At 59.3% G+C, this 11,604-nt stretch carries 12 protein-coding genes and 1 tRNA gene; 12 read left to right on the top strand and 1 reads right to left on the bottom strand.

The genetic code is table 11. From position 1 onward, the window contains the following. From ACTQVX_RS05745 to rbr, 10 genes are all read left to right on the top strand, one after another. The gene (locus ACTQVX_RS05745) at positions 1–945 is read left to right on the top strand and encodes a zinc dependent phospholipase C family protein (RefSeq protein WP_441031877.1); all 945 of its coding nucleotides are present in this window, start codon (positions 1–3) and stop codon (positions 943–945) included. A 101-nt stretch (positions 946–1,046) separates the two neighbouring features. Further along, a complete protein-coding gene (locus ACTQVX_RS05750) occupies positions 1,047–2,306 on the top strand; it encodes an MFS transporter (protein ID WP_427728898.1) in 1,260 nt (419 codons plus the stop codon). 170 nt (positions 2,307–2,476) lie between these two features. Next, a complete protein-coding gene (locus tag ACTQVX_RS05755; protein WP_441031873.1) occupies positions 2,477–3,664 on the top strand; it encodes a glycosyltransferase in 1,188 nt (395 codons plus the stop codon). Beyond that, positions 3,661–5,004, top strand: a complete 1,344-nt coding sequence (locus tag ACTQVX_RS05760) for a histidine kinase (RefSeq protein WP_427794496.1) — start codon at positions 3,661–3,663, stop codon at positions 5,002–5,004. The genes ACTQVX_RS05755 and ACTQVX_RS05760 overlap by 4 nt, the downstream gene beginning before the upstream one ends. Positions 5,005–5,076: 72 nt before the next feature. After that, complete coding sequence (locus ACTQVX_RS05765; protein WP_154518646.1) at positions 5,077–5,793, top strand: LytR/AlgR family response regulator transcription factor; 717 nt, start codon at positions 5,077–5,079, stop codon at positions 5,791–5,793. Positions 5,794–5,886: 93 nt separating this feature from the next. Next, a complete protein-coding gene (locus ACTQVX_RS05770) occupies positions 5,887–6,354 on the top strand; it encodes a YfcE family phosphodiesterase (RefSeq protein WP_441031870.1) in 468 nt (155 codons plus the stop codon). 412 nt (positions 6,355–6,766) lie between these two features. Then, positions 6,767–6,844 (top strand) — tRNA-Asp (locus tag ACTQVX_RS05775). A 340-nt stretch (positions 6,845–7,184) separates the two neighbouring features. Further along, positions 7,185–7,670, top strand: a complete 486-nt coding sequence (locus ACTQVX_RS05780) for an RrF2 family transcriptional regulator (RefSeq protein WP_154518481.1) — start codon at positions 7,185–7,187, stop codon at positions 7,668–7,670. Between the two features lie 21 nt (positions 7,671–7,691). Continuing rightward, a complete protein-coding gene (locus ACTQVX_RS05785; protein WP_441038894.1) occupies positions 7,692–8,597 on the top strand; it encodes an adenine glycosylase in 906 nt (301 codons plus the stop codon). 113 nt (positions 8,598–8,710) lie between these two features. Beyond that, positions 8,711–9,250, top strand: a complete 540-nt coding sequence (gene rbr / locus ACTQVX_RS05790) for a rubrerythrin (protein WP_154518486.1) — start codon at positions 8,711–8,713, stop codon at positions 9,248–9,250. A 241-nt stretch (positions 9,251–9,491) separates the two neighbouring features. On the opposite strand, the gene ACTQVX_RS05795 is transcribed toward rbr, so the two are convergent. Then, positions 9,492–9,677 carry a hypothetical protein gene (locus tag ACTQVX_RS05795; RefSeq protein WP_441038974.1) on the bottom strand — a complete coding sequence of 62 codons (186 nt, stop codon included), beginning with the start codon at positions 9,675–9,677 and terminating at the stop codon, positions 9,492–9,494. A 26-nt stretch (positions 9,678–9,703) separates the two neighbouring features. Between ACTQVX_RS05795 and ACTQVX_RS05800 the strand changes: the two genes are divergently transcribed. Together ACTQVX_RS05800 and ACTQVX_RS05805 are read left to right on the top strand one after the other, a co-directional pair. Continuing rightward, positions 9,704–10,126: a hypothetical protein gene (locus ACTQVX_RS05800; protein ID WP_154518493.1), complete on the top strand. Its 423-nt coding sequence runs from the start codon at positions 9,704–9,706 to the stop codon at positions 10,124–10,126. Between the two features lie 119 nt (positions 10,127–10,245). Then, positions 10,246–11,601 (top strand): DNA recombination protein RmuC, encoded by a 1,356-nt coding sequence (locus tag ACTQVX_RS05805; RefSeq protein ID WP_427747827.1) that lies wholly within the window; start codon positions 10,246–10,248, stop codon positions 11,599–11,601. The last annotated feature ends 3 nt before the right edge of the window (positions 11,602–11,604 follow it).

An 11,604-nucleotide genomic window follows, 5' to 3' on the forward strand; every position in this document is an offset into this window, starting at 1 on the left:
ATGCCTGCGCTTATTACGCATCATCTGTTTGGCGAGGAAAGCATCGATCGTCTGCCGCAGGGCGTCATTACGTCCGACGAGGAACGCATTGCCTTTATCCTGGGCAACCAGGGTCCCGACCCGTTTTTCTTCCACATCCTGACGCCGCGCGTTTCCGACTGCACGCTGCTGGCGCAGGCCATGCATCGCTCGCGCATGTCGCGCCAGTTCTCGTGCCTGCGCGACGGCGTGTCCCATCTGCTCCCGCGCGATGCCAACTTGGGCCGCGCCTTTGCGCTGGGCCTGCTGTCGCACTACGTGCTCGACCGTAATGCCCACCCCTTTGTCTACGAGCAGCAGTTTGGCATTGTCGAGTCCGATCCCGAGCTGGGGGATTCGGGCAGCCAGGTCCATGCGGTGCTCGAAAGTGACCTGGACGTGTTGATGCTGCAGCTCAAGCGCGACGGGGCCACGGTCGAGGACTATCCGCCGGCGGGCGAGATCGTCACCACCGACCGCATCAATCGCGTGGCCGGCGTGCTGATGAGCTATGTTGCCGGGCGTGTGTACGGTATCGATATCCCAGCGGGGGAGTACGGTGCCGCCGTTGCCGACATGCAGCTGCTCTATCGCGCCATTGAACCGGCGGGCTCGGCCAAGACGCGTGCAATTGCCCTGGTCGAGGGCCTAGTACACGACTACTCCCTGCTCGATGGCCTTGCTCACCGCGTGACGACCGAGCCGCCCGAGCGCACCGGCAATCTGGGCCATCTGACATGGAAGAATCCCTTTACCGACGAGGTCTCGAACGAGAGTTTCCCCGAGGTCTTTGATCGCGCGCTGGTCGATTACGAGTGCACGGTCGCACGTTTTATCGAGACCGGCGACATGGAGGCCGTGACCAACCACGTCAATTACAGCGGTCGCGTGCTCGGCGCTGATGAAGAGTTCGACCGCGAGGAGTAGGGTTCGTGCGTGTCCCTTTGCCGAATCCTTACCGGCGGTTCTGGACAATTGGGGTACGATGAACTAGCTGCATATCGGGCGAACACGAAGGGTCCCTGTCCATGAAATACACCAAGCTCGAGCGTAACTGGGTTATGTACGATGTGGGCAATTCGGCCCTCGTGTTGCTCAACACCTCGGTGGTGCCCATCTACTTTAACGCCATCAATACCGGTGCTTCCTCGGCCGACCTGGTGGTCGCTTGGGGTAGCGCGCAGACGATTGCCTCGCTGGTCATTGCCATGCTCATGCCCATTCTGGGCGCGCTTGCCGATTACGCCGGCAACAAGATCAAGTTTTTCTTGGGCTTCTTCCTCACGGGCTTGGTGCTTTGCCTGGCGCAGGCTATCCCAATGTCCGCCATGGCATTTTTGGCCGTGTACGTGCTGTGCACCATCGGCCTTAACTCTTCTATGACGTTCTATGACGCCATGCTGCCCGACATTACCACCGACGAGCGTATGGACGCCGTGTCCAGCTCGGGCTATGCCTGGGGCTACATCGGTTCCACCGTGCCGTTCATCATCTGCCTGGCGCTTATCATGGGTGGTCCCGCTCTTGGCGTCCCCACCATGCTGGCAACGCGTCTGTCGTTTGTCATCACTGGTGCCTGGTGGCTCATCTTTACCCTGCCGCTCATTCGCACCTATAAGCAAAAGTACGGTCGCGAGCGCGGTCCCGAGGACACCATCGGCCACATCGTGGGCGGCGTGTTCTCCGAGGTCGTACACACCATGCGCGAGATCGCCCACAACAAGACCGTGCTGGTCTACATGATCGCGTTCTTCTTCTACATCGACGGTGTGCACACGGTCATTTCCATGGCAACCAGCTACGGTTCGGCTCTGGGTATCGACTCGACCCAGCTGGTACTGGCCCTGCTCGTTACGCAGTTCGTGGCCTTTCCGTCCGCCATCATCTACGGCAAGCTCGCCGGACGCGTGGGCACGCTCAACATGATCCTGGTGGCGGTCGCCGCCTACATGGGCATTGTGCTGTTCGCCGCGTTTTTCCTCAAGACCGCCTTTGAATTCTGGGTGCTTGCCATTATGGTCGGCCTGTTCCAGGGTGGCGTGCAGGCACTCAGCCGTAGCTACTTTGGCCGCATCATCCCCAAAGAAAAGTCCAACGAGTACTATGGCTTCTTTGACATCTTTGGGCGCTATGCAAGCGTTATGGGCACCTTTCTGGTGTCGGTCGTCACCTCGCTGACCGGCAACCCGTCGCTGGGCGTTCTTTCCATTGCTGTGCTGCTGGTCGTTGGCTTTATGCTGCTGGCCCGCCTGTCTCGCATGACTCGAGCGGCAGAGCATGCCGCATAGGAGCGGGCGGCTATTGTGCCTGTCCGCGGTACTCTTTTGGGGTTATCCGCAATAAACATTGCGACTTGCGAGCAATGATTTGCCCAAGTGGGTATGATGGAATCAGCTAGGTCGCGGGGCGTCGCCTGTGTTTGGCGGCGCCTCGTTTTTGTGTTGCAGGGAGGGAAGGCATGAACGCCACGGTTGTGATTCCAACATATTGGGCGGGCGATGATGCCCATGCAAACGCTCCCGGTGTCTATGACCACTCGACGAATCTCAACGCCGCCAATCCCGAGCTCGATCACTGTCTTGCTTCGCTCGAGCAGGTACGCGATATTCCGCGAATCATCCTTTTGGTGGTCTGTCCCATCTCGGCCACGGCGGATGTGTCGAAGCGCGTACGCGAAATCGTCGACGCGCACCCTACGCTCAAAGTTACCGTAGTCACCAATACCCAGGCATCGCGTATCGCCGACCGCGTAGCGCAGATTGCGCCCAAGGGTTCGGGAGAATGCGTGAGCCTGCGCGGCTATGGCGCCATCCGCAATATGGGACTTGCCTGTGCCGCCGTGTTGGGTCACGATGCCGTCATCTTTTTGGATGACGACGAGACTGTCATCGATGCCGACTTTATGAAACGCGCGACTTACGCGTTGGGGCAGCAGACGCGTCAGGGCCTGCCAATCTTGGCTAAGAGCGGCTACTTTTACGATCGAGACGGATCGCCGCTGGCCCCCACGGACAAGGTGGGCATCTGCCACCGTTGGTGGACCAAGCGTATTGAGTTCAATCGCTGGATGAAAAAGGCGCTCTCGGGCACCCGTATTTCGCGTTCAAACTATGTGTGCGGCGGCCTTATGGCCCTCCATGCCCGCGCCTTTACCCGCGTGGCATTTGACCCGTTTATCACTCGTGGCGAGGACCTGGACTACCTCTTTAATATGCGCATGTTTGGCTACGACGTATGGTTTGATAACGAGTGGACCGTGCGCCATCTGCCGCCCGAGTCCGAGAAACGCTCGCCGCGCTTTATGCAGGACGTGTACCGTTGGTACTACGAACGTGCCAAGCTAACGTTTGCCGCGCACCAGAAAGAGCTCATTCCCGTTACAGCCGCGTCTCTCATGCCCTATCCGGGCCCGTGGATTTCGCGCGAGCTTGACGATCGCGTGCGTAAGACTGCCATGGTCCGCAGCATGTTTACCCGCGAGCACGAGGGATACCTACGCATTTGGCGCCACGGTATTGACGAGGCCAGGACCTACGCACGCCAAAACGCCGCAAGCTACCTGCGTTTCCAGAGCTTCTGGCCCAAGATTATGGATGGGCTCTGGCGTGACGCCCAGCTGACCAGCATCCTGGAGGGGACTGAATGATCGACCGCCGCGCCCAGCGCGATAGTTCAATGTCAATCTTTCGCATCATTGCCGTATCCTGCGCCATTTGTGTGCTGGTGTACTTTGTTTTTGCCCTGGCGACTGGAATCGAGCCAATCGCGACCGTGGTCGCCTGTACGCTGCTATGCATCTTTCTGTGTATCTTTATCTTTTTGACGCTCAATCCCGATTCGGTTCGCTCACAGTACACCGAGGAGACGCTCTCGGTGGCCTCGGCCATGCTCGAGGACATTAAAGGCGGTCTGACGCAGGAGTCGGCACGTCTGGTGTGCCAGCGCATTTTGCCCGAGACACGCGCCATGACAGTTGCCGTTACCGACGAGAGCAACGTACTGGCCTGCGCGGGCGAGTTTGAGGAAAAGCTGCTGCCCAATTCTCCCATTCATACGCTCGCCACGCGCTACGTCATCGAACACGGTATCGTCCAGTCGTTCAACCGCGTGGTGGACGTGGTGGGTTCGGATGGCTCACACAACCAGGTCCCCGCTGGCATCATCGCACCCATCAAGGTGGGCGACCGCACCGTCGGCACGCTCAAGTTCTATTACAAGACCCCGCGTGCCGTCGACCGTACCCAGTATGCGCTCGCCTCGGGTTTTGCCGAAATCCTGTCCACGCAGCTCGCCATTCACGAGCTCGAGGTGCAAAAGGAGCTCACGGCCCGTGCCGAGGTGCGTGCCCTGCAGGCGCAGATTAACCCGCACTTCCTGTTCAACACGCTCAACACCATCGCATCGTTTACGCGTACCGACCCGCTGCGCGCCCGCGAGCTGCTGCGCGAGTTCTCCTCGTTCTATCGCGCAACGCTCGACAATTCGGGTTCGCTCATTCCCGTGTCGCGCGAGGTCGCACAGACCAAGCGCTACCTGACGTTTGAGAAGGCGCGCTTTGGCGAGGATCGCGTGCTGGCGACCTTTGACGTGTCCGAGGACGTCGAGGACACGCTGGTTCCGGCATTTGTGATCCAACCGATTGTCGAGAACGCCGTGCGTCACGGCATGGGTGATGCCAGTGCGCTGAAGATTGACGTGACGGTGCGCAGGGATGGTGACGATGCGATTTTGATTTCGGTGGCCGATGACGGTGTGGGCATGGACGAGGGCATCGCTGCCAGACTGTTTGACGAGCGCTCTGCCCGCCCCGACGCCAGCTCCCCGCAGGGTGGCGGCGCCGGCGTTGCCATGCACAATATTTCGGAGCGCATTCATCGCTTTTATGGGCCGCACTCCTATACGCGCGTCGAATCGGCGCCGGGTAAGGGCGCTAAAGTGCTCCTACATCTCGATTTGTCGGAGAGCATCTTCGACATTCAAGAGTAGAATAATTGGTCACGGGCTTAACGCCGGTTGGCGTATGCCCGACGTAGTTAGTTGACGAAAGGTTTTATCCCCATGCTGCGTGCGATGATTGTGGATGATGAGGCCCCGGCCCGTTCGGAACTTCGCTTCTTGCTCGAGCAGACGGGCAAGATCGGCACGATCACAGAAGCGTCGAGCGTTCGCTCCGCCATCGAGATGCTTATGGAGAGTCGCGTTGATGTCGTGTTCCTCGATATTTCGATGCCTGGCGCTTCGGGTCTGCAACTTGCCGAGGCGCTGCATAAGCTTAAGAATCCGCCGGCGATCGTGTTTGTGACCGCGTACAGCGATCATGCGGTTGAGGCGTTTGATGTGGATGCCGTCGACTATCTGATGAAGCCGGTAGAGGAAGCCCGCCTGGATCGTGCAATCGAGAAGGTCATGCAGCGCACGAAGCCCGTTGCGGACAGCAAGGTGACCATCGAGCGCATCCCGGTGGAGAAGGGCGGCCGCAAGGTGCTCATCCCCGTGGACGACATTCGCTTCATTATGGCCAAGGACGATTACTCCTGTATCTATACCGTCGACGACCGTTTTTTGTCGACGACCTCGCTGGCACAGTTCGAGGCCAAGCTCTGTGATTTTGGCTTCTTCCGCGTTCACCGCCGCTATATCGTTAACCTGGCGTGTGTTACCGACGTCGAGACGGTTCCCTCGGGCGCTATCCAGCTGGGCATTACGGGCGTCGACGAACGCGTACCGGTTTCGCGCCGTCGCGTCGTACCGCTCAAGAAGGCCCTGAGCCTCTAGCACACCGGCCCCGCAGCCCTGTAGACCAAAATCGTCTGCGGAGCCGCGGGGCTTTTGTATGAATGCACCAAATCGTTTTGCGGAAGGGATCCCATGAACAGTGCAAGCGCCAAGCGCATCGACATCATCTCGGACACCCACGGTTATCTGTCGCCCGCGCTTTTAGATGAGTTGAGCGGCGCGGACCTGATTATCCATGCCGGCGATCTTACGTCGGAGATGGACTACGAACATCTGCGAACCATTGCCCCCGTGCGAGCGGTTCTGGGCAATAACGACTACTACCGTGATTACGGCCCCGAAGTGGACCGTCTGGCGCTCTTTAGCTACGAGGGCCTTAAGTTTGCCGTAGCCCACTACCGCGAAGACCTCCCGGTGGGATCCGTGGACGTAGCCATCAACGGTCACACTCACGTAACCAAAGAAACTCAAGTAGGCCGCTGCTTGGTCCTCAACCCCGGCAGTGCTAGCTACCCCAGAGGCACCCGAGGCCCCACCATGGCCAGAATGCTCGTCAAGGACGGCAAGGTCTTAAGCGTCAAGTTTATTGACTTAGATTAACCGCAACAAAAACGGGGGATGCACAATGCATCCCCCGTTTCCATTTGAGCCAAAGGCCGAGCTTCAACAAGAACAATCAGACCAACCCCGCCGAGGAGCACGCGGGCTAGCCGCGCAGCGGCGCACGCCCGCAAAACTGGTTGAACATAGTGACGACAGGGAGGGTCTCCGGGGCCGGCTGGCGCGGGTTAAGTTTGTCGCGAGTTCCGCACGCAAAGGAAAGCACTTAATGTGCTTTCCGTCTTGCGCAGGACTGTAGAGCAGCAAACTTAACCCGCGCCAGCCGGCCCCGGAGACCCTCCCGGAGGGACCCTAAAAATATTTTCAAAAAAGTTGTTGCGCGGCGAACAGACTTCTGTGTATACTAATCCCCGCAGCGCGCGCGAGCGGAAACAAACGCGAACGACTGTCTGGGGAGTTAGCTCAGTTTGGTTAGAGCGCCGGCCTGTCACGTCGGAGGTCGCGGGTTCGAGCCCCGTACTTCCCGCCAACGCAATTAAAGCCACGTCTTCGGACGTGGCTTTTTGCGTTTAATAGGACAACCGCTCGGTCGCCCCTTTCATTCAGCTCCTTGTTTCCGAGATGCGGAAGAGAATTAAGTATATCGGTTTAAACAAGGGGGGTTTGTTGCGCAACACTCGTTCAATGAAACAGGGGGTTAGGTTATACTAAATTCCACTGCAGGCCTAGTCTGATGTAATTTGCTTTGGATTCGACCTTCAGCGGACATCTAATTCACTATTTGGTTGTCCCGGCGGTTATTTAGCGTCTCGACGTAAGCTCGGCCCCGGAGCCCGTTCGAGCTGTTCGTATTCCTTGAAAGGGGAAACATGGACATATCGAGGAAGACTGATTATGCCCTCCGCATGCTTGCGATGCTTGCCGAGGAGCCGGAGCGGTTGCTTTCTGTTCGCACTGCTGCCGAAGAGGTCAATGTTCCGTATTCGTTTGCCCGTTCGATCCAACACGGTTTGGTTCAGGCCGGTATTGTGGAGAGCCTGCGTGGCGTCCACGGCGGTATGCGTCTTAAGGTCAACCCGAGCGAGGTCACTATCCGTCAGGTCGTCGAGGCCGTTCAGGGCCCTATGGTTATGAATGATTGCACGGCACTCGATGGCGACTGTGCACGCAGGGGCACGTGCTGCTATCATCCCCTGTGGGCTGGGGCCCAGGCGCTGATGCGTGACTACCTCGATTCCGTTTCGCTGGACGATGTCGTCGCTCGCCGCCAGTTCCCCGCCGTCGATCCCAAGTTCGCCGACCGCGACGCCTTTCCCGAGTATGCCGTTTGCGCGTGTGCTTGCCGGGAGGAGTAGCGCCGCATAAGGAGCATAGCTATGATTCAGGACCCCTTTCGTTCGATGATTCGTTCGGAAGGGGTTCTGCGTTATCGCGACCTTCCGTGGCGCCGCACACGCGACCCGTACATCATCTGGCTTTCCGAGGTCATGCTGCAGCAGACGCAGGTTCCACGCGTAGAGACGCGCATGCCGGCATGGCTCGACCGCTTTCCGACCGTGCATTCTCTCGCCCAGGCCGCTCCTTCTGATGTTTTGGACGCTTGGCAGGGCATGGGCTACAACCGCCGTGCTTTGGCGCTCCATAAGGCTGCGCAGCGACTCGTGGAGGACTGGGATGGGGAGTTTCCGCGTGATACACGCGACCTGGTCGCGCTGCCCGGTATTGGGCCCGCAACGGCGCAGGGCATTCGGTCGTTTGCGTTTGATCTTCCGGGAGTGTACCTGGAGACCAATGTGCGCACGGTCTTTCTGCATCACTTTTTTCCTGACGTTCCGTCTGTTCCCGATCGCGAGCTGGTGCCGTTGATCCAGGCGGCCTGCCCGGCGGCGCCCGGTGCGGCGGCGGATGAGGTCGCTCCCTTTGCCGTGCCGCTCGACGATGCCGATACGCCGCGCGCGTGGTATTACGCGCTGCTGGATTACGGCGCGTATCTCAAAAAGACGCTGCCCAATCCGTCTAGGCGCTCGGCGGGCTACAGCCGCCAGTCCAAGTTTGAGGGCTCGCGTCGGCAAAAGCGTGCCCATATCGTGCGCATGCTGCTTGCAGCTCGCGACGGACAGCCGGCGGGCATAACGCTTGTTGAAGCTGTTGCAGACGTTAACAAGATGGAGGCCGCAGCGGGTCGCGAACCGGTTGGTTGCGATTTTATTGCGGGCATTCTTGCCGACCTGGAGCGCGAAGGCTTTTGTCGTGCCGAAGGCGAGCGCTGGCTGAGTGTGTAATGACGCGAATTTGCAGAACAGGATAGTAAGGTTTAGATTCTCGGCATGAGGGTATCCTAAAGGCAATGCCGCTCAAAGTCTATGGGCGGCGCGTATTGAAGGGAAGTACACCTATGGATTTTGAGAATTCTCAAACCAAGAAGAACCTCGAGACCGCTTTTGCCGGTGAGTCCCAGGCGCACACCAAGTATCGTTACTATGCATCCAAGGCCAAAAAGGACGGCTACGTTCAGATTTCGAATATCTTTGCCGAGACGGCGGGCAACGAGTCCGAGCATGCCAAGCTGTGGTTTAAGTACCTGCACGACGGTGCTGTTCCGGATACGCTGGACAACCTGCGCGATGCCGCCGCGGGCGAGAACTACGAGTGGACCACGATGTATGACGAGTTCGCCAAGACCGCCGAAGAGGAGGGTTTTGCCGAGATCGCCGCGAAGTTCCGTGGCGTTGGCGCTGTCGAGAAGGCTCATGAGGAGCGCTATAACAAGCTCGTCGAGCGCATTGAATCGGGCGAGGTGTTTGAGCGCGAGGGCGTAAAGGTGTGGAAGTGCCTGAACTGCGGGCACCTGCATGTTGGTGCCAAGGCGCCCGAGGTGTGCCCGGTTTGCAACCATCCCAAGGCGTACTTTGAGGAGCAGGTGGTGAACTACTAGCGCCGATACGAACGTGGACTGCGGGGCGCGGGGCAGGAGGCCGGATTGCCTTCCCTCCCCGCTCACGGCTCCGCAGGGTCGCGTTGAGGGAAGGCAATCCGGCCTCCCTCCCCGCGCCCCGGCGTTGGGTCGTTGCGTGCTCGCTACAGAAAAGCTGATTAGAAGTTTGCGTGCCGCCCCTTTTGGGGCGGCACGTTTTTGTGTGGGGTCCCTGTCTTCACAATTTCCGTCAAGCTTTTGGTTAGGTTTTGGTCGGATGGCGCAAGGGCGAAAGGGTAAAAGATTGCTGGCGAAAAAAGCTCAAAGAAAGTGCTGGTAGGGGAGTTGTTGAACTTTTCGACAGTTTTCTGACAAAAGAATCTTTGCGGCTATTGCCGCGGATTTCGTTGTCGCGGCCGCGATGGTGCGGGATGCTGGGCGCAAGCATCGAATGCTCCTATTGAGGAGGCCAACATGGATCTGTTTCTTGAGACCCCGCAGCAACAAGCCGAGCGCATGCTGCGCCAACAGCAGCGGCTTATGGAGATGCAAATGCAAGGGGCAGCCGTCCAGCCTCCTGCGCAAAACGCCGCGCCCGCGGTATCGTCTGCGGGTGAGGTGGACCCAGGAGCCTATTCCGTACAGCAAGATTCATATGCGCAGGAGCTTGCGTTCGACAAGCGTCGTGCGCGTCGCCGTCGCTGGGCCCAGCGCCTGCGTACGCTGGCGATGATCGTGCTGATCCCGTTGGGACTCGCGGCAATCTTCTTGGCCTCATATGCCCTTACGTGCATTCTCAACGGCGCTTCGCCCAGCGAAGTGCTCCAACATTTGACAGCTCTCGGCCAGCGCCTGGGCGATGTCGTAACAACCATCCGCGCCGGCTGGGAGAGTTAGCGTGCCAGTATTCATAGCGCAAAGGTAACTTGATGCGCCGCCGGCCACGCGCTGCATATGACAGGGTAAGATTGATTGCGGTTCGATTATTGTTCGATTGGGTTTGTTGGGCGGAGTCTATGTCTGCTGTTGATATTGTGCTGGTCGTGATCGCCTTGGTAGCGGTAGGAGTGGCTGTGGCTTGCGCCCTGCAGCTCAAGGGCCTTCGCGCCGAGCTGCGAGAGCGCAGCGATGGCGGTGCGGAGGCGATGGCGGCACTCGAGCAGGCCAACAACGCGCTCGATGCCCTGAACGTCGCGTTGGCAGAAACCCGCCGCACGGCCAATGCCATCGCGCAGCAGCAGACGACAGATGCGGCCGTGGAGCAGCAACGTTACCTGAACATCGCACGCGAGTTTTCGCAAGCTGGTGACCGGATGGATGACCTGCGCCGCGAGACGGCCCAACAACTCGGTGCCAACCGCGAGGGCATCGAGCACCGCCTGGACAAGGTGCGCGAGACGGTCGATGCCCAGCTGGGTGCTATCCGCAAAGACAACAACGTGCAACTCGATCAGATGCGCGCGACGGTGGACGAGAAGCTCTCCCGCACGCTCAACGATCGCCTGTCGGCATCGTTTAAGCAGGTGAGCGACCAGCTCGAGGCCGTGTACAAGGGCCTGGGCGACATGCAGTCCATCGCCACCGGCGTGGGCGACCTTAAGCGCGTGCTGGGCAACGTAAAGGCGCGTGGCATTTTGGGCGAGGTGCAGCTGGGTGCAATCCTGGCGGACATCCTCACGCCCGACCAGTATCTGGAAAACGTCGCCACCAAGCCCGGCGCCTCGGAGCGCGTTGAGTTTGCCGTCAAGCTGCCGGTAGACGAGGGCGATCCCGTGCTGCTGCCGATCGACTCCAAATTCCCGGGTGACGCATATGAGCATCTGCTCGACGCCCAGGAGTCGGGTGACGCTGAGGCCGTCGCCGCTGCGCGTAAGACGCTCGACGCCATGGTCAAGCGCGAGGCCAAGGACATCTGCGAAAAGTACCTGAGTGTGCCGGCAACGACCAACTTTGGCATTATGTTCGTGCCGTTTGAGGGGCTGTACGCCGAGGTTGTCAGTCGTCCGGGACTTATCGAGACCCTGGGCCGCGACTATCACGTCAACGTTGCCGGTCCCAGCACCATGGCGGCTATCCTTAACAGTCTACAGATGAGCTACCAGACGTTTAGGCTGCAAAAACGCACCGATGACGTGCTGCGCGTGCTTTCTGCCGTCAAGGCCGAGCTGCCGCGCTATCAGGCGGCGCTGCGCCGCGCCCAGCAGCAAATCGAGACCGCGGGAAAGACGGTCGAGGGCATCATCACCACGCGCACCAACGTCATGGAGCGCAAGCTCAAGGACATCGACGCGCTGGAAGACGCCGACCAAGCTGATGAGATCTTGGGACTCACGCCCGCGGGCCTTCTCACAGATCAAGAAGACGAGGAATAATTA

Origin of the sequence: Collinsella sp. LCP19S3_A6, from assembly GCF_052122015.1 — a bacterium.
Lineage (GTDB): Bacteria > Actinomycetota > Coriobacteriia > Coriobacteriales > Coriobacteriaceae > Collinsella.

Bases quoted from the DNA above. Each gene is read 5' to 3' on its own strand.
- ACTQVX_RS05745 (WP_441031877.1), top strand. From the start codon at position 1: ATGCCTGCGCTTATTACGCATCATCTGTTTGGCGAGGAAAGCATCGAT.
- ACTQVX_RS05750 (WP_427728898.1), top strand. From the start codon at position 1,047: ATGAAATACACCAAGCTCGAGCGTAACTGGGTTATGTACGATGTGGGC.
- ACTQVX_RS05755 (WP_441031873.1), top strand. From the start codon at position 2,477: ATGAACGCCACGGTTGTGATTCCAACATATTGGGCGGGCGATGATGCC.
- ACTQVX_RS05760 (WP_427794496.1), top strand. From the start codon at position 3,661: ATGATCGACCGCCGCGCCCAGCGCGATAGTTCAATGTCAATCTTTCGC.
- ACTQVX_RS05765 (WP_154518646.1), top strand. From the start codon at position 5,077: ATGCTGCGTGCGATGATTGTGGATGATGAGGCCCCGGCCCGTTCGGAA.
- ACTQVX_RS05770 (WP_441031870.1), top strand. From the start codon at position 5,887: ATGAACAGTGCAAGCGCCAAGCGCATCGACATCATCTCGGACACCCAC.
- ACTQVX_RS05780 (WP_154518481.1), top strand. From the start codon at position 7,185: ATGGACATATCGAGGAAGACTGATTATGCCCTCCGCATGCTTGCGATG.
- ACTQVX_RS05785 (WP_441038894.1), top strand. From the start codon at position 7,692: ATGATTCAGGACCCCTTTCGTTCGATGATTCGTTCGGAAGGGGTTCTG.
- rbr (WP_154518486.1), top strand. From the start codon at position 8,711: ATGGATTTTGAGAATTCTCAAACCAAGAAGAACCTCGAGACCGCTTTT.
- ACTQVX_RS05795 (WP_441038974.1), bottom strand. From the start codon at position 9,677: ATGCTTGCGCCCAGCATCCCGCACCATCGCGGCCGCGACAACGAAATC.
- ACTQVX_RS05800 (WP_154518493.1), top strand. From the start codon at position 9,704: ATGGATCTGTTTCTTGAGACCCCGCAGCAACAAGCCGAGCGCATGCTG.
- ACTQVX_RS05805 (WP_427747827.1), top strand. From the start codon at position 10,246: ATGTCTGCTGTTGATATTGTGCTGGTCGTGATCGCCTTGGTAGCGGTA.